Below are 16,951 nucleotides of genomic sequence, written 5' to 3'. Positions count from 1 at the left end.
AACATCGGCCGCAGCTTCTTCGACGGCGAGGCGATGATGCGCACCTTGCCCGACATGCTCGCCTACGGGGTGTGGAACACGCTGCTGCTGGCGATCTGCGCCACGGCGATCGGCGTCGTGGTCGGCCTGCTGCTCGCCGTGATGGGCACGAGTCGTCACCTCCTGCCCCGCGTGCTCAGCCGCATCTACACCGACGTGTTCCGTGGGCTCCCCGCCATCCTGACGATCCTGCTGATCGGGACGGGCCTGTCGCCGCTGTTCAACCTGTTCACGCGGGGCAACCCGTACCCGCTGGGCATCCTGGCCCTCAGCCTGATCGCCAGTGCGTACATCGGCGAGATCTTCCGGGCCGGCATCCTCGCGGTCGACCGGGGCCAGCTCGAGGCGTCGCGCGCCCTGGGCATGAGCCACGGGGACTCGATGCGACTCGTCGTGATCCCGCAGGGCGTCCGGCAGGTGCTGCCGTCGCTGGTCAACCAGTTCATCGCCATCGTGAAGGACTCGTCCCTGGTGTACTTCCTCGGGCTGATCACGTCGCAGCGCGAGCTGTTCCGCATCGGCCAGGACGCGGCCATCACGAACGGCAACCTCTCGCCGCTCGTGCTGGCGGGCGTGTTCTACCTGATCATCACGGTGCCGCTCACGCACCTGGTCAACGTCATCGATCGTCGACTCCGCGAGGGCCGCTCGTTCGGACGGCGTCCGTCGGGCACGGTTCCGCCGGGCACCCCGCCGTCGGCCTCGGCCTCGGCATCGCCGGCACCGGCCGCAGACGCCGTGGGCGCCACCTCGGCCACGTCCGCACCCACCGCCGAACCCCTCGCCCCCGCCACGTCAGGAGCCCCTCGATGACCACCCTCACCGCGCCTCCTGCCGTGCCCTCGGTCCAGTCCGCCGGCGACCTCGAGATCCGGGGGCTGACCAAGGACTTCGGGGCCACCCGGGTGCTGCACGGCATCGACCTCGTGGTGCCCGCCGGCACGACGACCTGCATCATCGGCCCGTCGGGCTCGGGCAAGTCCACCGTGCTGCGCTGCGTCAACCGCCTCGAGGAGCCCTCGGGCGGCGAGGTGCTGCTCGACGGGACCGACGTGCTGCACGGCTCCGAGGACGCGCTGCGTCGTCGGGTCGGCATGGTGTTCCAGCACTTCAACCTGTTCCCGCACCGGACGGTGCTCGACAACATCGTGCTGCCGCTGCGTCGGGTCCGTCGGGTGTCGGCGGCCGAGGCTCGTCGGGTCGCGCTCGAACGTCTCACCGAGGTCGGGCTCGCCGAGAAGGCCGACGTCCGCCCTGCGTCGCTCTCGGGCGGCCAGAAGCAGCGCGTCGCCATCGCCCGGGCCCTGGCGCTCGGACCCGAGGTGATGCTCTTCGACGAGGCCACGTCGGCGCTCGACCCCGAGCTGGTGAAGGGCGTGCTCGCCCTGATGAAGGGGCTGGCCGGTGCGGGCATGACCATGGTCGTGGTCACCCACGAGATGGGCTTCGCCCGCGAGGCCGCCGACCAGGTCGTCTTCATGGACCGCGGCGTCGTCGTCGAGGCCGGGCCGCCGGCCCAGCTCTTCGACCACCCGCGCACCGACCGGCTGAAGACCTTCCTCGACCAGGTGCTCTGAACCGAGAGACCCGAGGAGGCGCGGTGTCGGCACGACCGGCACCGCGCCTCCTGCAGTCTCCGCACTTTTCACGTGCCCCCCGTTCGCGTACTGGACAGGGGGGTCTTGTTTCGTCGTCGAGGCGGGCGTAGCGTCCGGAGCGGGTGGCAACGACGCCACCGGAGACGAGAAGATCATGCACAGACGGATGAGGACTCTGATCGCGGCGGGGGTCGCCGCGAGCGTCGTGGGGGCGGTGGTGCCCGCGCTCGCCGCGCAGTCGGCACCGGCCGTGACCACCAGCGACCGGCCGGACTTCGGCCCGAACGTGACCGTGTACGACCCGAGCGTGCCGGCCTCGACCATCCAGGCCGACATCGACGCGGCCTTCGAGGCGCAGCTGCGCAACCCGACGGCGCAGTTCGGAGACCAGCGACACGCCTTCCTGTTCGAGCCCGGCACCTACGGCCGGGTCTTCGCGAACCTGGGCTTCTACACGGCACTGCAGGGGCTCGGCAAGAACCCCGACGACGTCACGATCCAGGGTGCGGTCAACGTCGACTCGGGCTGGAACCACGGCGACGAGAAGAACGCCACGCAGAACTTCTGGCGGTCGGTCGAGAACCTGGCCGTCGAGCCCGAGTCGGGCGTCGACCGCTGGGCCGTGTCGCAGGCGGCCCCCATGCGTCGCGTCCACATCAGGGGCGACCTCACGATGGGCCCGTCGAACCAGGACGGCGGGCAGGGCTACTCGTCGGGCGGCTACATCGCCGACAGCAAGGTCGACGGCACCGTCACCTCGGGTTCGCAGCAGCAGTGGTACACCCGTGACTCGACCCTCGGGTCGTGGCAGGGCGGCAACTGGAACATGACCTTCTCGGGCGTGCAGGGTGCCCCCGCGAACGATTTCTCGAAGAGCTACACGACGCTCGCCACGACCCCGGTCACGCGCGAGAAGCCGTACCTCTACGTCGACGACGCCGGCGACTACCACGTGTTCGTCCCTGCACTGCAGCGGGACTCGGCCGGGGTCAGCTGGCCCGACACGGCCGGCACCGACCTGCCGATGCGCGACTTCTACGTGGCCCACCCGGGGGACTCGGCCGCGACGATCAACGGTGCCTTGGCCCAGGGCCTGAACCTGTTCTTCACGCCGGGCACCTACCGGCTCGACCAGGCGATCGAGGTCACGCGCGCCGACACGGTCGTCACCGGCATCGGCTTCCCGACGCTCGTGCCGACCAGTGGCAACGCCGTGTTGACGACGGCCGACGTGGCCGGGGTGACCGTCTCGGGCCTCGTCGTCGACGCCGGCACGCAGAACAGCGACCAGCTGATGCGACTCGGCACCACGGGCTCGCACGTCGACCACGCGGCGAACCCGCAGAGCGTGCAGGACGTGTACTTCCGCGTCGGCTCGAGCATCCAGGGCAACGCGACCACCACGTTGCAGGTCAACTCGGACGACACGATCGTCGACCACATCTGGGCCTGGCGTGCCGACCACGGCGGCGCCCCCACGGGCTGGACCGTCAACCGCGGTGCGACCGGCGTCGAGGTGAACGGCGACGACGTCCTGGCCACCGGACTGTTCGTCGAGCACTACCAGCAGTACCAGGTGGTGTGGAACGGCGAGCGTGGTCGCACCATCTTCTTCCAGAACGAGCTGCCGTACGACGTGCCCGACAACGCGTCGTGGCGGAGCCCGACCGGCGAGGGCTGGGCGGCGTACAAGGTCGCCGACGGCGTGACCAGCCACGAGATCTGGGGTGGCGGCGTCTACTCGTTCTTCAACGCCAACCCGCAGGTGCGCCTGGCCCAGGCGTTCGAGGTGCCCCACACGGCGGGCGTGAAGGCCCACGGCGTCTTCACCGTCTCGCTGGGTGACGTCGGCACGATCTCGAGCGTCATCAACGGCGTCGGCGACTCGGTGCCGACGCCCGCGGGCAACACCGTCCCGAGCCGGGTGGTGACCTACCCGTGAGCGCCCGCCTCAGCCGCAAGAACCCACGCACGGACACGGATCGACGCACGACGACGAGCGGAGACATCATGAGAACCCACCAGCACCTGACGAGACGCGCCCTGACGCGACGGACCTTGACCGGCGCCGGCCTGGCCGCCGCCGCCGCGCTCGCCGCGACCACGATCGCCGCCGCACCCGCCCCGGCCTCGGCCGAGACCTCGGCCCAGCAGGCGATCGTCTGGTCCCAGGAGTTCGACGGTGGCGCCGGCAGCGCACCCGACCCCTCGGTCTGGAACCTCGAGACCGGAGGGGGCGGCTGGGGCAACGGCGAGTTGCAGAACTACACGAGCTCGCGGGCGAACTCGGCGCTCGACGGCAACGGCAACCTCGTGATCACCGCGAAGCGTGAGGGCGACGGCTCGTACACGTCGGCCAGGCTCACCACGCAGAACAAGTACACGGCGCAGTACGGCCGGGTCGAGGCCCGCATCCAGATCCCGCGGGGTCAGGGCATCTGGCCGGCCTTCTGGATGCTCGGCGCCGACCTGCCGACGAACGCCTGGCCGAGCGCGGGTGAGATCGACATCATGGAGAACGTCGGCTTCGAACCGCATCGCGTGCACGGCACCGTGCACGGCCCCGGCTACTCGGGCGGTGAGGGCCTGACCAGCACGTGGCAGCACCCGCAGGGCTGGTCGATAGCCGACGACTTCCACACCTTCGCGGTCGACTGGGCCCCCGGCTCGATCACGTGGTCGGTCGACGGGCAGGTCTACCACCAGGTCACGCCGGCCAGCACGGGCGGCGACCCGTGGGTCTTCGACAAGCCCTTCTTCATCATCCTCAACGTCGCGGTCGGAGGTGCCTGGCCCGGCTACCCCGACGGCAGCACCCAGCTGCCGCAGCAGATGAAGGTCGACTACGTGCGCGTGTACCGGTAGGCGACGACCCGAGGAGGCGCGGTGTGAGGAGGTCTCGCACCGCGCCTCCTCGCGTGCTCGCGAGACCCCGGAAACTCGCCGAGACACCCGTCCGCGCGGAAGGGTCTCGGCGAGATCCTGGGGTCTCGTCGGCTCAGCGCGAGCCTGGGGCGCCGCCGCCGCCGGGTGCGGCAGCGGCGGTGGGCCTGGTGCCCGTGTCGACGCGGACGGTCAGGGCCAGCGCGTAGCCCGACGTCGCGTCGCCGGTCACCGTAGGCAGCTGCAGCGCCCCGCTGTCGTCGCTGAACACGTTGTCGCTCGCGAGGCTCACCTGGCTCAGGTTCGCCGTCGAGCCGTCGTACTCGCTCAGTGCGTAGACGGTCCGACACGCGTCCTCGGGCAGGGCGAGCTGTGACGTGGCGATCGCGTTCGTCGAATCGGTGATCGACCCCACGTCGGGGTAGACCTCGAAGTGGATGTGCGGCCACCGCCCCGAGTAGCAGGCCGGGAAGACCGACGAGAAGGTCACGGTGCCGGAGGCGTCGGCGACCTGCACGCCGCGCAGGTAGGTCTCGTCCGTGATGCCGTCCGAGTACATCGAGTACCCGCCGGCCGCGTCGCAGTGCCAGACGTAGACGGCGACGTCGGCGAACGGCACGTCACCGTTCGCCATGTCGAGCACCGTCATGCTCAGCGTGATCGGCACCCCCGCCGCGGTGGTGCCGCCGTCGAGGCTCGACCGGATGTCGCTGCGCACGATGCCCGACCGTTCGAGCACGTCGGCCCCGTTCGACCCGTCGCCCGGGTAGGGCCCGGCGGTCTCGTCGGGGATCTCACCCGCCGGCAGCGTGGTCGCCGTGCCCGCGGACGCGCTCGGGCTCGGCGTCGCCGTGGCGGTCGAGGAGGCGCCGGTTCCGCCCGTCCCCGTGGCCGACGTGCAGGCGGCGAGCACGACGCTGCCCGCGCCGAGCCCGATCAGGCTCAGCACGCTGCGGCGCGAGACGAGCGTCCGCAGGTCGAAGGCGACGCCCTGGTCGACGACCTCGTCGTCGACGCGGTCGAGCAGTCGGCCCTCGTAGGCGGGGCCCTCGGGAGTGCGGTCGGGTTCGGGGATGCGGGTGGGACGGGGGTCGCTCATGGTCACGCTCTCGGCTCGGGGCTGGTCGCCTCGGATGGGATCGCCGTCAGCCTGACGCCGGTCCCGATGACCCGGCCCTGCGCCTCCGATGAACCACCCATGAAGGAGGCGCGGTGCGAGACCTCCTCGCACCGCGCCTCCTCCGGTGGTCGCCGAGACCCCGGGAACTCGCCGAGACACCCGCTCGCGCCGCAGGGTCTCGGCGACTTCCTGGGGTCTCGGGCTTCCGTTCGCGGGCCTCCGTCAGCCGGTGAGCGTGCGCCACCGAGACGGACCGCACGCCGTTCCGTGGTCCGGACGCCCCGCGCGGCGGCAGTGAGAACCTGGCCCTGGACGCGGCCGAGCGGGGAGTCCACACGGTGAGCGTCCGCTTCGCACCGACCGTGCACGGGGTGGGCGACCGCGGGTTCGTCGCGGCGCTCGTCGCCGTCGCCCGGGAGAAGGGCGTCTCGGCCTACCCGGGCGACGGGACGAACCGGTGGCCGGCCGTGCACCGGTCGGACGCAGCACGTGCGGTCGCGCTCGGCCTCGACCTGGCCGCGTCGTCGGAGGCCACGCGTCGCCTTCTGGGGTGGGCCCCGACCGGACCGACCCTGCTCGAGGACCTCGACGCGGGGGCGTACGGCTCGAGCCGCTGAGCGTCGCGTCACGTCGGTCGAAGACGAGAGAGGGGCACGGCCGCGGAAGAGTCCGCAGCCGTGCCCCAGATGCCGATGTTGTCGCATGAGCTTCACGGGCAGGGATGCAAGCAACACCGGCCAATGAAGACGCAAGAAACGCCTTCGACTCGTGTGACGCTACCCGCGTGCCGCCGATCGTGTTCTCAGCGTCGACGACACGGCCCGAGAGGTGGCGGGCACCTGGCGGTTCGGGGGCCAGGTGCCCGCCGATGCGCAGCCCCGTCGGGTGGGGCTGCTTGCGTCCACGAGATCAACGGGTGAGACCTCGAGGGCGCAAGTCGTGCGGCCTGATCAGCGAGGTCCGGGCTGAGGGGAGAACTGTGGCGCGGCGGACGGTGGGTGGGATCGGCCCGACGTGTACGAGAAAGATAAGGTGATCATGCCTCGGTTGTCCAGGGGTCGACCCGACCATCGACGTGGCCCCCCGTCGAGGGGGTAGCTGCGAGGCGGGACTCAGGCCGAGTTCTTGCCGCCGGCCGAGCGGGACATGCCGCCCGCTTCGCCGCGAGGGCCCTCGTGCCGGCGCTCGGACTCGGCCTGGGCACGGACGCCGGCCCCGGGGTCCGTGGCGTCGAGGTGGGCGGCGATCGCCCGATCACGGCGTCCGCGCCGGACCACACCGACGGCGGCCACGACGCCGACGGCGACGACCAGACAGACGACGACGACGGTGCTGACGTCCACGATGCTCACGGTGCCGGCACCCCCGACGAGACGACGATGATCATGGCGACGGCGAACCCCAGGACCGTCAGCCCGAGGTAGAGCCAGAGCGGCGCGGCGCTGCCGCCGACCCGGCGGCGCACGACGACGCTGCGACCGATCAGGTAGATGAGCGGGCTGAGGATCGCCCACGCCCATGAGAACGGCCTCTCGAGCCCGCGGGTCCGCAGGGTGCGGTGGTCGAGCCAGGCGAGCAGCACGATGCCGATCCAGAGCACGAGCGAGGCGATCTGGACGACGCCCAGGTCGCCGGCGTCGACGCCCGTCCGGCCCGGGACGGCCAGTTCGAGAGCGCGTCGCAGGGTCACCACCACGACACCCATCGCGACGATCGGCGAGAGCGCGATCGCGGTGACGAACGGCGTGGCCGTGAGGGCGATCCGCGGGTCGACCGCGGCAGCTCCGGTCGCGACGTCGCCCTGGCCCAGTCCTCGGTGGTCGGTCACGATGTCCCCCTCGTTCTCGGGCGGGACCCCGCCCACCCGCGGTCGGCCCGGACGTCTATGCACCGAGCGTTGCTCACCACCCTAGGGCGTCGGCCTCGACGAGGGGCCGTCGGGGGATAACCCCCGCGCGCGTCCGTGGGTTCATGTGATGTTCCGGTACCGGGCCCCGCGGCGAGGATCGTAGACATGACCGACACGACCTCCGCGACCATCGCCACCCGCGCCTCCTCGTCCACCACCATCCGTCGCCGCGGTGCCCTCGCCGCCGGTCTCGGCCTCGCGGCGCTCGCCGCCGTCACGCTCACCGGCTGCTCGGGCATGGCCGACGCCGCGACGAGCGCGCTCGGCGCCGAGCAGGTGCAGGAGCGCCACTTCGACACCGCGGCCGACGCGCCGAGCTCGGCCGACTCGACCGACGTCGCCTGGTTCCTGCCCGAGTGGGTGCCCGCCGACGCCCGCGACATCGACGTGCGCCTCGACACGCAGGAGCCCGGTTACGAGCTCTCGTTCGCGTCGGAGACCGGCCCCGACCTCGCGGGGTGCACGCCCGTCGACGGCGACCTCGGCGGCCCCGCCCTCGACCCGGCCACGCTGCCCGAACCCCTGCCGACCTCGGGGCTCGTCAGCTGCGGCGACGGGCGCGTCGTCGCCCAGGTCGACGGCCGCTGGGCCAGCTGGACCACCGTCGACGCGGTGCCCGGCGACGACGGCAACTCGACGCTGCGCCACTGATCGCCCGACGCACCCCACCGGCTCACGCCTCCCGCTCCCGCCTCCCGCTCCCGCCTCACGAACAGGAAGACCACCATGTCCCGTCCCGACCAGCCCCAGGGCGTCCCGTCCGCCCGTCCCGCCGACCCGACCCGAGGAGGCGCGGGCCCCGTCGCCCGCGTCCGGAACGTCACGAAGTCCTTCGGTCAGGGCGACGGCCGCGTCGACGCGCTGCGCGACGTCTCGCTCGACCTGCCGGCCGGGCAGTTCACCGCCGTCATGGGCCCGAGTGGTTCGGGCAAGTCGACGCTGATGCACATCACCGCCGGCCTCGACTCGGCCACCTCGGGGCAGGTGCTGCTCGGGGACACCGACATCACCGGGCTCGACGACACCCAGCTGACGTTGCTGCGCCGCCGTCGCATCGGCTTCGTCTTCCAGGCGTTCAACCTCGTGCCGACCCTCGACGTGTCGGCCAACATCGAGCTGCCGTTCCGCCTCGACGGCCGCCGTGCCACCGCCGACGAGCGGGCCTGGATCGACTGGCTCGTCGCCACGCTCGGCCTCGGCGCCCGGCTGACCCACCGCCCCCACCAGCTCTCGGGCGGGCAGCAGCAGCGCGTCGCGATCGCCCGCGCCCTCGCCACGAGGCCCGACCTGATCTTCGCGGACGAGCCCACCGGCAACCTCGACTCGAAGGCCGGCCGCGACGTGCTCGACGTGCTGCGCACCGCGTCGACCGACCACGGCCAGAGCATCGCGATGGTGACCCACGACCCGGTCGCGGCGAGCTACGCCGACCGCGTGGTGTTCCTCGCGGACGGCCGCATCGTGCACGAGATCGACCGCAGCAGCGCCGCCGAGATCTCGGGCGTCATGCTCGACCTGGAGCGTGTCGCGTGAGCGCCGGCGACCAGCTGCGTGAGCACCGTCCCAGCATCCTCGTCGCCGGTCTCGGCACGACGTTCGGCGTCGGCCTGCTCGGCGTCAGCCGCGTGCTCGAGCAGGTGATCGGTCAGTCGGCGGTCGCGGCGAGCGGCACCGTCTCGACCATGCTCGACGCCGTCGCCTCGGTCTTCGTCGGCCTCGCGCTCTACGTCGGCGCCATCGTGACGGCCAACACCTTCGCCACCGTGGTCGCCGGTCGCACGCCGACCATCGCCCTGATGCGCCTGCTCGGTTCGTCGGCGCGCGATCAGCGTCGGGCCGTGGCCCGCGAGGGTCTCGTCGTCGGGCTCGCCGGGGCCGTGCTGGGGACGCTCGCGGGTCTGGCGCTCGTCGTCGTCGCCGTGCGGGTGCTCGTGGGTCGGGGGCAGCTGCCCGACCTCGACTACTCGTACCTCTCGGTCGGCGGTCTCGTCCCCGCGGTCGCCGTCGTGCTGACCACGGTCGCGGCCGCCTGGGTGGGCTCGCGCCGGGTGCTGCAGGTGACGCCGTTGCAGGCCACCGACGCCGCTCAGGACGCTCCCGTCGGGCTGCGGTCCCGCCGAGTCGTCCGCACCGTGTTCGCCGTCCTGCTGTTCGTCGGGGGCGGTCTGCTGCTCGTCGCCGGCGTCGCGCTCGGCATGGCCGACGCCTCGGGCGTGCTCGTCGCGTTCGCCGGCGGCGTGCTCTCGTTCACCGGCGTCGTCGTCGGGGCCCACGCCCTGATGCCCGCCGTGCTCAACGCGGTCGGCCGCACGTTCGGCAGCGGTCAGGTGGCGCGCCTCGCCGCAGAGAACGCCCTGCGTCAGCCCGAGCGCAGCACGCGCGCCACGATCGGCGTCGTGATCGGCGTCACGCTCGTCACGACCCTGTCGGTCGCGCTCGAGACCCTGCGCACGTTCATCCACGCGCTCGAGGAGGACCCGTCCTACGCCGCCCAGCTCGATCAGGTCTTCACCACGACGCTGCTGATCGTGGCCGGCCTGGTCGGGTTCTCCGCGGTGATCGCCGCGGTCGGCATGGTGAACGACATGTCGTTGAGCGTGATGCAACGGAGGCGCGAGCTGGGTCTGCTGCGCGCGATCGGCTCGACCGCGGGTCAGGTGCGCCGCATGATCCTGCTCGAGGCGACGCAGATGGCGCTGACGGCGATCGTCGTCGGGGTGGTGCTCGGCGTCGTCTACGGCTGGGCCGGAGCCCAGGCGCTGCTCGGCTCGGCGAACCAGGGCCTGCTGATCGCGCCGACGCTGCCCGTGCCGCTTCTGCTCGGGCTGGCCGTGACGGCCGCCGTGCTCGCCGGGGTCGCTGCCCTCGTCCCGGCTCGCCGTGCCACGTCGGTCACCCCGGTCGAGGCGCTCGCCGCCCGCTGACGCGGGCGCGGCCCGACCGCCTAGGGGTGCATCCGCGGGTCCTCGGTCGGGTCGCGGAACATCGGCGGGCAGCCCTGCTCGACGGCCTCGGGGCGCAGCTCGTAGTGCCACGACTCGTTCTCGTAGATCTGGCAGAGGCCGTACGCGGCGCCGTTCTCCGAGAGCCACGAGGTCGCGTCCCACGAGCCCACGTCGACCGCGTCGCCGTGCACGTGGGCCGACGTCTCGGGCGTCGCCACCCACCGCGCCGCCTCGGTGCGCGAGCCGTACTCGGCCACGGCGTCGTCCAGCAGCTGCTCCTGGTACGCCGCCGACCGCCAGCCGCCGTTCACGACGACCACGACGTCGTCGTCGCCCGCGTCGGTCGTGGCGCGCTGCAGGGCGTCCAGGAGGCGCGGGTCGAGTCCCGAGACGGCCGGTACGTCCTCGTCGAACGGCGAGGTCCCGGGCGGGACGACGCCGCCCGCCTCGCCCGTCGCCTCGTCCCGACCGAGGGCGGCACCGACCGCGGCGGTCCCGAGGAGCCGGCCCGCGCCTCCTGGTCCGTCCACCGTCGCGGCGCGGGAGACCGCGACGGCCACCGCCAGGAGGACGACGAGCGAGAACGCGATCGCACCGGCGACGACGGCCAGGACGACGGCGGGGCGTCGTCGGTGTCGGGCGGGGACGGGACGTGTGGAGGGCGACGGGTCGAGGTTTCGCATGCCCCTCAGTCGACGGGATCCGCCGTTGCCGGCCCGTATGCGTTTCTCGATACGCGGACGATACGGCCCGGCTCGTAGCATCGGGACGTGCGTGTGCTGATCGTCGAGGACGAGCCCCTGTTGGCCGAGGCCATCCGCGACGGTCTCCGTCTCGCGGCCATCGCGTCCGACGTCGCGGGCGACGGCGACACCGCGTTCGAGCTGCTGAGCGTCAACGAGTACGACGTCGCCGTGCTCGACCGCGACGTGCCCGGGCCCTCGGGCGACGAGATCGCCGAGCACCTGGTCGCGACCGGCAGCGGCACGCCGATCCTCATGCTGACGGCCGCCGACCGTCTCGACGACAAGGCCTCGGGCTTCGAGGCGGGGGCGGACGACTACCTCACCAAGCCGTTCGAGCTGCGCGAACTGGTGCTGCGGCTTCGTGCCCTCGACCGGCGTCGGGCGCACCACCGGCCGCCGGTCACCGAGCTCGCGGGCCTGCGCGTCGACCCGTTCCGCCGCGAGGTGCACCGCGACGGCCGCTACGTGGCGCTCACCCGCAAGCAGTTCGCCGTGCTCGAGGTGCTCGTCGGCGCGGGTGGCGGGGTGGTCAGCGCCGAGCAGCTGCTCGAGCGGGCCTGGGACGAGAACGCCGACCCGTTCACGAACGCGGTCCGCATCACGGTCTCGGCGCTGCGGAAGCGGCTCGGAGAGCCCTGGGTGATCGCGACCGTGCCCGGCGTCGGGTACCGGATCGACGCCGACCCGGTCGGGGAGGCGCGGGCCCGTGGGTAGGACGCGCGGCCCCAGCGTCCGCCTGCGTCTGGCGCTCAGCTACGCGGCCGTCGTCGTGGTGACCGGGGCGCTGCTGCTCGGGGTGGTCTGGCTGTTCCTGTTGCGGTACGTGCCGCAGGAGGCGCTCTCGAGCTTCGACGGGTACGCGCCGAACCGAGGAGACCTGGTGCGGGCGTTCGTGCCGCGGGCCTTCGTGGCTCTGGCGGTGCTGCTCGGGGCGGGGCTGCTGGGGGGCTGGTGGCTCGCGGGGCGGCTGCTGGCGCCGCTCGACCGTCTGACCGAAGCCGCCGGCCTGGCCGCGGAGGGGTCGCTGTCGCACCGCATCGCCCTGCCCGGCCGGGCCGACGAGTTCCGTGCGCTGGCCGACGCGTTCGACACGATGCTCGAGCGGCTCGAGGCCCACGTCTCGGCGCAGCGACGGTTCGCGGCCAATGCCTCGCACGAGTTGCGCACGCCCCTCGCCATCTCGCGGACCCTGCTCGAGGTCGCGCACGACGACCCGGAGTCGGACCCGAGGGTGCTCGCAGGTCGCCTGCGTGAGGTGAACGACCGGGCGATCGACCTGACCGAGGCGCTGCTCGTGTTGAGCAGGGCCGACCAGCGGTCGTTCGACCGGTCGTCCGTGGACCTGTCACTGCTCGCGGACGAGGCCGTCGAGGTGCTCTCGCCTCTCGCCGACGCGCGGGGCGTGGCGCTCGAGGTCGAGGGCGACGTGTCGACCACGTCCGGGTCGCCGGCCTTGCTGCGTCAGGTGGTGACGAACCTGGTGCACAACGGCATCGTGCACAACGTGCCCGCAGGGCCGCACGCGGGGACGCGCGACGTCGACGCGTCGGTCGGTCAGCCGGCGGCGTGTGTGTCGGTCTCCACGGCCCCCCGAGGGGCCGGGGCCCTCCTCGTCGTCGAGAACTCGGGCCCGGTGGTTCCGCCCGACCTCGTCGCGACCCTGACGGAGCCCTTCCAGCGCGGCGACGCCCGCGTGCGGGGCGACCACCAGGGCTCCGGGCTCGGCCTGGCGATCGTCGACGCGATCGTGCGCGCCCACGACGGGACGCTCGAGGTGCGGCCCCGGGTCGGCGGCGGCCTCCGGGTCACCGTCGAGCTGCCCGCCCGACCGGGCTGACGGGCCGACGGGCCGGCGCGGTCGGTCCGCACGGCTCGGTCGAGGGGGCGCCGAGCGCCTCGAAGCAGGGCAGGCGGCATGCGGTCGGCTGCGGCGGAGGCCAGGGCCGCCCGAGGACTGAACCGACATCGCGTTTCTGCGTCGCAGAGGACCGCCGTGTGCGAAGGCAGGACCCCGTGCAGCCGCTGTCAGTGGTGGCCTGTACACATGGCGCATGATGGCTTCTCCGGCTCTTCTCGACGTGCGCCGCATCTACGCCGAACCCGCGGCGGCCGCGTCGCCCCGGGGGCAGGACGTCCTCGCGCGCTGGCCCGAGGCGATCGTCGTGCCGGTCGAGTCGCACTGGCGCATCCCCGAGCTCCACGGCGACGAGGCGAACGCCCGTCGCTGGGTGCGCATCAAGACCGAGGCGCTCGTCCTGGGCGAGAAGAAGAGCCTCGTGACGAGGCTCAACGGCCGGTCGGCCGACTTCATCGCGCCGTCGCTGTCGAACGGCTGCGCGATGGCGTGCGTGTACTGCTACGTCCCCCGCCGCAAGGGGTACAGCAATCCGGTCACCGTGTTCACGAACATCGAGCAGATCGGTCGCCACGTCGCCCGTCACGTGCACAAGCAGGGGCCGAAGCTCGAACCCAACCAGTGCGACCCCGACGCGTGGGTGTACGACATCGGCGAGAACAGCGACTGCTCTGTCGACGCGACGATCAGTGACAATGTGCGCGACCTCTGCGACCTGTTCCGCATGACCCCCACGGCCAAGGCGTCCTTCGCCACCAAATGGGTCAACCGCGACCTGCTCACGTGGGATACTCGGGGGCGGTCTCGCATCCGCTTCTCGCTGATGCCGGCCGAGACCGCGAAGGTCACCGACCTGCGCACCAGCCCGATGGCCGACCGCATCGCCGCCGTCAACGACTTCGTGGAGGCCGGATGGGAGGTCCACCTCAACTTCTCACCCGTCATCATGACGCCCACCTGGCTGTCCGACTGGCGGGCGCTGCTGCAGCAGGTCGACGACGTCCTCACGCCGGCCGCCAAACAGCAGGCGGCGGCCGAGGTGATCTTCCTGACCCACAACGCCGCCCTGCACGAGGTCAACGAGCGGTGGCACCCCAAGGGCGAAGAGCTCATCTGGCAGCCACGCCTGCAAGAGGCCAAGATCTCGCAGAACGGCGCCGAGAACGTCCGCTACCGTCGCGATCTCAAGGCCCGGGGGGTCGCGCAGTTGTCGGCCCTCGTGAACGAGATCACGCCGTGGTGCCGCATCCGCTACGCCTTCTGAGCCGGGCACGTCCCTCGTACGGAGGGGCGGGTCGCAGCGGCCGATGATGTGGTTCAGGCGCCGACGCGCCAGTGACGAAGTCGTCGCGGCGATGATGCCGCCGGTGGTGTCGGTCATCCGGTTCCCGGTGTCGCAGGCGCGTCCGATGGCCGGAACGACCGCTCGGCCGAGCTCGACGAGTGCCGGCGCGGCGCTGCCTCCTAGGGCGGCCGCGGCGGGGCGCCGGAAGTGCAGACTCCCTGAGGCTCAGTCCCGAAGGTGGTCGGGGGGTCGGCGGTCCACCCCGTCGCCTGCTCGTGTGATGCCGACTTCGTCGAGAGGGATCGCGCACGCCGAGCACTGGTTCGCCGTGAACCCCCGAGTGGGCACAGCGAGGTCGTCGCGGACAGGGAGGTGAGGCGGCGGCAGCAGAGCGGTCCTCCCGCTACCCGACGGGGAACCGCCATCCGGCCGTCCCGGCGCCACAGGCGACATCGGTCGCCGCATCGTCCGTGAACTGCGCACCCTCGGCGCCGACGTCCGAGTGCTCACCCGTCCCGGTGCCGGCAGCGTCCCGTTCGCCGACGACGATGCCATCCGTGTCGTGGAAGCCGACTACACCGACCCCGATGCCCTGCGGGCCGCGATGGACGGTGTCGACGTGGTCGTCTCCGCCCTGAGCGGTGCACGGCCCGTCATCGTGGACGCGCAACGGGCTCTGCTCGCCGCTGCGGTCGACGCCGGCGTGCCGCGTTTCAGGCCGTCGGACTACTCGGCCGACTACCGATGCATCACCCCGGGCAGCAACCGGAACTTCGAGCTGCGACGCGAGTTCCAGGCCGACGTCGACGCTGCCCCGATCTGCGCCTCCAGCGTTCTCGTCCGTGCGTTCACGGACATGCTGACCGGCCAGGCCCCCTTGGTCGTGCTCGAGCTGAAGCGCGTCCTGTTCTGGTCGGACGCCGACCAGATCCTCGACTTCACGACCGAGGACGACACGGCCCGCGTCACCGCACGGGTGGCCCTCGACGACGACGCATCGCGGTTCGTGGAGGTCGCAGGGGACCGCGTGTCGGCCAGGGACCTCGCGCGCAGCATGACGCGCATCACGGGGGCACCTACCGTGTGCAGTGGGCCGGGACGACGGGGACCCTCGCCGGCATGGCGCGGGTGATGCGCGCCACCGACTCCGTCAACACGAGACCCGGGGCCCGGGGCCCGGGGCCCGGATTCAGTTCCGCGCGTCGTCCGGGGTGCTCGCCTCATCGGCGGGTGTCTCGTCGACGTCGGGGATGACGAGCAGCTCGGAGATGCGGCGCCGGTCCATCGCGGTCACCTGGAGGCGGGCGCCGTCGATCTCGACGACGTCGCCCACGACCGCGAGGCGCCCGAGGGTCTCGATGACGTAGCCGGCGACGGTGTCGGAGGCGCTCTCGGGCAGGTGGATGCCCGTCGCCTCCTCGAAGTCCTGGAAGTTCAGGCGGCCGTCGACGGTCCCGCCACCGGCCTCGAGGTCGGCGGCGGCGAACTCGGTGTCGTACTCGTCGAAGATCTCGCCGACGACTTCCTCGACGAGGTCCTCGAGGGTGACGATGCCGTCGGTTCCGCCGTACTCGTCGACGATGACGGCGATGTGGTGGCCGTCCGCCCGCATCGAGGTGAGCGTCGGGAGGACGCGCGCCGTGGCCGGCAGGTACGAGATCGTCCGCACGATGTCGCGGACCGGCGTCGCCGGGTCCTTGGTGATCGCCTCGAACAGGTCGCGGACGTGCACGAAGCCGATGATGTCGTCGATGGACCGGTCGATGACCGGGTAGCGCGAATAGGGCTGGTCGTGGACCTCGCGGGCGGCGTCGCTGACGCTCCCGGTGCCGTCGACGGCCGTGACCTCGGGGCGAGGACGCATGACCTGGCTCAGCTGGCGGTGCCGGAGGGAGAGCACGTCGTCGAGGATGCGGCGTTCGTCCTCGGGGAGGCCTTCGTGGCTCGAGACGATGTCGCGCAGCTCTTCCTCGGTCATCTCCTCGCCCGTCTTGTGCGGGTCGCCGCCGAGCAGACGGACCACGAGGTTCGTGCTGATCGACAGCAGCCAGATCACCGGACGCATGAGGACCGCGAAGACGGCGAGCACCGGGGCGACGGCGTAGGCGAACGAGGCGTTCCGCTGGATCGCGAGCCGCTTCGGAGCCAGCTCGCCCAGCACGAGCGAGAGGTAGGCGATGAGGAGGGTGAGGACGATGGTCGCGACCGTGGAGGCGGCCTGCTCGCCGAGACCGAATCCGACGAGCACGGGCGTGACGGACGGGGCGATGGAGGAGGCGCCGTACGCGGCGGAGGCGAAGCCGGCGACGGTGACGCCGATCTGGACGGCGGCGAGGAACATGTTCGGGTCGCGCGCCAAGCCCGCGACCTTCTCGCCGCGCTTGCCGCGCGCCGCGATCGCGTTGACCTGGCTCTCGCGGAGGGTGACGAGCGCCATCTCGGTGGCGGCGAAGACGCCGCCGACCAGGACGAAGACGACGACGAGGACGATGTTGAGGAGCAGGTCGCCGTTCATCGGGCCGTGGCGGCGATCGGCCGGGAGGTGCCCGGGGTCTTCCGGGCGCCCGGACT

General features: G+C 72.1%; 17 protein-coding genes. 12 read left to right on the top strand and 5 right to left on the bottom strand.

Annotated elements, in window-relative coordinates; translation table 11 throughout:
• The first annotated feature begins 33 nt into the window (after window positions 1–33).
• The 4 genes from AC1MBW_RS04135 to AC1MBW_RS04120 all read left to right on the top strand — a co-directional run bounded on the left by AC1MBW_RS04135 (window position 34) and on the right by AC1MBW_RS04120 (window position 4,502).
• Window positions 34–852 carry an amino acid ABC transporter permease gene (locus AC1MBW_RS04135; protein ID WP_480026070.1) on the top strand — a complete coding sequence of 273 codons (819 nt, stop codon included), beginning with the start codon at window positions 34–36 and terminating at the stop codon, window positions 850–852.
• Window positions 849–1,616 (top strand): amino acid ABC transporter ATP-binding protein, encoded by a 768-nt coding sequence (locus tag AC1MBW_RS04130; RefSeq protein WP_054147552.1) that lies wholly within the window; start codon window positions 849–851, stop codon window positions 1,614–1,616. The genes AC1MBW_RS04135 and AC1MBW_RS04130 overlap by 4 nt, the downstream gene beginning before the upstream one ends.
• A 187-nt stretch (window positions 1,617–1,803) precedes the next feature.
• Window positions 1,804–3,579, top strand: coding sequence for a hypothetical protein (locus AC1MBW_RS04125; protein ID WP_054147553.1), 1,776 nt, complete (start codon window positions 1,804–1,806; stop codon window positions 3,577–3,579).
• 68 nt (window positions 3,580–3,647) lie between these two features.
• Window positions 3,648–4,502, top strand: a complete 855-nt coding sequence (locus AC1MBW_RS04120) for a glycoside hydrolase family 16 protein (protein WP_480025555.1) — start codon at window positions 3,648–3,650, stop codon at window positions 4,500–4,502.
• 133 nt (window positions 4,503–4,635) lie between these two features.
• On the opposite strand, the gene AC1MBW_RS04115 is transcribed toward AC1MBW_RS04120, so the two are convergent.
• Window positions 4,636–5,619, bottom strand: a complete 984-nt coding sequence (locus tag AC1MBW_RS04115; protein ID WP_054147554.1) for an intradiol ring-cleavage dioxygenase — start codon at window positions 5,617–5,619, stop codon at window positions 4,636–4,638.
• Between the two features lie 359 nt (window positions 5,620–5,978).
• On the opposite strand from AC1MBW_RS04115, the gene AC1MBW_RS04110 reads away from it, so the two are divergent.
• Window positions 5,979–6,257, top strand: a complete 279-nt coding sequence (locus AC1MBW_RS04110) for a Rossmann-fold NAD(P)-binding domain-containing protein (protein ID WP_054147555.1) — start codon at window positions 5,979–5,981, stop codon at window positions 6,255–6,257.
• 495 nt (window positions 6,258–6,752) lie between these two features.
• On the opposite strand, the gene AC1MBW_RS04105 is transcribed toward AC1MBW_RS04110, so the two are convergent.
• Window positions 6,753–6,983 (bottom strand): hypothetical protein, encoded by a 231-nt coding sequence (locus tag AC1MBW_RS04105; RefSeq protein ID WP_152970423.1) that lies wholly within the window; start codon window positions 6,981–6,983, stop codon window positions 6,753–6,755.
• Window positions 6,984–6,988: 5 nt separating this feature from the next.
• Window positions 6,989–7,468: a hypothetical protein gene (locus AC1MBW_RS04100; RefSeq protein WP_480025554.1), complete on the bottom strand. Its 480-nt coding sequence runs from the start codon at window positions 7,466–7,468 to the stop codon at window positions 6,989–6,991.
• A 186-nt stretch (window positions 7,469–7,654) separates the two neighbouring features.
• On the opposite strand from AC1MBW_RS04100, the gene AC1MBW_RS04095 reads away from it, so the two are divergent.
• From AC1MBW_RS04095 to AC1MBW_RS04085, 3 genes are all read left to right on the top strand, one after another.
• Window positions 7,655–8,200, top strand: coding sequence for a hypothetical protein (locus AC1MBW_RS04095; protein ID WP_480025553.1), 546 nt, complete (start codon window positions 7,655–7,657; stop codon window positions 8,198–8,200).
• Between the two features lie 75 nt (window positions 8,201–8,275).
• Window positions 8,276–9,082 carry an ABC transporter ATP-binding protein gene (locus AC1MBW_RS04090; RefSeq protein WP_480025552.1) on the top strand — a complete coding sequence of 269 codons (807 nt, stop codon included), beginning with the start codon at window positions 8,276–8,278 and terminating at the stop codon, window positions 9,080–9,082.
• A complete protein-coding gene (locus AC1MBW_RS04085) occupies window positions 9,079–10,473 on the top strand; it encodes an ABC transporter permease (protein WP_480025551.1) in 1,395 nt (464 codons plus the stop codon). The genes AC1MBW_RS04090 and AC1MBW_RS04085 overlap by 4 nt, the downstream gene beginning before the upstream one ends.
• A 20-nt stretch (window positions 10,474–10,493) precedes the next feature.
• Here AC1MBW_RS04085 and AC1MBW_RS04080 read toward each other — a convergent pair whose 3' ends face one another.
• Window positions 10,494–11,177, bottom strand: coding sequence for a M15 family metallopeptidase (locus AC1MBW_RS04080; RefSeq protein ID WP_480025550.1), 684 nt, complete (start codon window positions 11,175–11,177; stop codon window positions 10,494–10,496).
• An 87-nt stretch (window positions 11,178–11,264) separates the two neighbouring features.
• Here AC1MBW_RS04080 and AC1MBW_RS04075 point away from each other — a divergent pair, with 87 nt between their 5' ends.
• The 4 genes from AC1MBW_RS04075 to AC1MBW_RS04060 all read left to right on the top strand — a co-directional run bounded on the left by AC1MBW_RS04075 (window position 11,265) and on the right by AC1MBW_RS04060 (window position 15,512).
• A complete protein-coding gene (locus AC1MBW_RS04075; RefSeq protein WP_480025549.1) occupies window positions 11,265–11,954 on the top strand; it encodes a response regulator transcription factor in 690 nt (229 codons plus the stop codon).
• Window positions 11,947–13,077 (top strand): sensor histidine kinase, encoded by a 1,131-nt coding sequence (locus AC1MBW_RS04070; RefSeq protein ID WP_480025548.1) that lies wholly within the window; start codon window positions 11,947–11,949, stop codon window positions 13,075–13,077. Before AC1MBW_RS04075 ends, AC1MBW_RS04070 begins: the two co-directional genes overlap by 8 nt.
• Before the next feature lie 217 nt (window positions 13,078–13,294).
• Window positions 13,295–14,359: a spore photoproduct lyase family protein gene (locus AC1MBW_RS04065; protein WP_480026069.1), complete on the top strand. Its 1,065-nt coding sequence runs from the start codon at window positions 13,295–13,297 to the stop codon at window positions 14,357–14,359.
• A gap of 472 nt (window positions 14,360–14,831) precedes the next feature.
• On the top strand, window positions 14,832–15,512 hold the full coding sequence (locus tag AC1MBW_RS04060) for an NmrA family NAD(P)-binding protein (RefSeq protein ID WP_480026068.1): 681 nt from the start codon (window positions 14,832–14,834) through the stop codon (window positions 15,510–15,512).
• A 57-nt stretch (window positions 15,513–15,569) separates the two neighbouring features.
• On the opposite strand, the gene AC1MBW_RS04055 is transcribed toward AC1MBW_RS04060, so the two are convergent.
• A complete protein-coding gene (locus tag AC1MBW_RS04055) occupies window positions 15,570–16,895 on the bottom strand; it encodes a hemolysin family protein (RefSeq protein WP_480025547.1) in 1,326 nt (441 codons plus the stop codon).
• Window positions 16,896–16,951: the final 56 nt, after the last annotated feature.

Source organism: Frigoribacterium sp. AP1, assembly GCF_056680555.1.
The sequence above is the reverse complement of the archived record's forward strand: the minus strand, read 5'-3'. Positions and strand labels throughout refer to the sequence as shown.

What these genes read in the sequence shown, in the direction of transcription:
- AC1MBW_RS04095 (WP_480025553.1), top strand. Translation starts at nt 7,655, where the DNA reads ATGACCGACACGACCTCCGCGACCATCGCCACCCGCGCCTCCTCGTCC.
- AC1MBW_RS04135 (WP_480026070.1), top strand. Translation starts at nt 34, where the DNA reads ATGATGCGCACCTTGCCCGACATGCTCGCCTACGGGGTGTGGAACACG.
- AC1MBW_RS04120 (WP_480025555.1), top strand. Translation starts at nt 3,648, where the DNA reads ATGAGAACCCACCAGCACCTGACGAGACGCGCCCTGACGCGACGGACC.
- AC1MBW_RS04065 (WP_480026069.1), top strand. Translation starts at nt 13,295, where the DNA reads ATGGCTTCTCCGGCTCTTCTCGACGTGCGCCGCATCTACGCCGAACCC.
- AC1MBW_RS04130 (WP_054147552.1), top strand. Translation starts at nt 849, where the DNA reads ATGACCACCCTCACCGCGCCTCCTGCCGTGCCCTCGGTCCAGTCCGCC.
- AC1MBW_RS04115 (WP_054147554.1), bottom strand. Translation starts at nt 5,619, where the DNA reads ATGAGCGACCCCCGTCCCACCCGCATCCCCGAACCCGACCGCACTCCC.
- AC1MBW_RS04125 (WP_054147553.1), top strand. Translation starts at nt 1,804, where the DNA reads ATGAGGACTCTGATCGCGGCGGGGGTCGCCGCGAGCGTCGTGGGGGCG.
- AC1MBW_RS04090 (WP_480025552.1), top strand. Translation starts at nt 8,276, where the DNA reads ATGTCCCGTCCCGACCAGCCCCAGGGCGTCCCGTCCGCCCGTCCCGCC.
- AC1MBW_RS04055 (WP_480025547.1), bottom strand. Translation starts at nt 16,895, where the DNA reads ATGAACGGCGACCTGCTCCTCAACATCGTCCTCGTCGTCGTCTTCGTC.
- AC1MBW_RS04080 (WP_480025550.1), bottom strand. Translation starts at nt 11,177, where the DNA reads ATGCGAAACCTCGACCCGTCGCCCTCCACACGTCCCGTCCCCGCCCGA.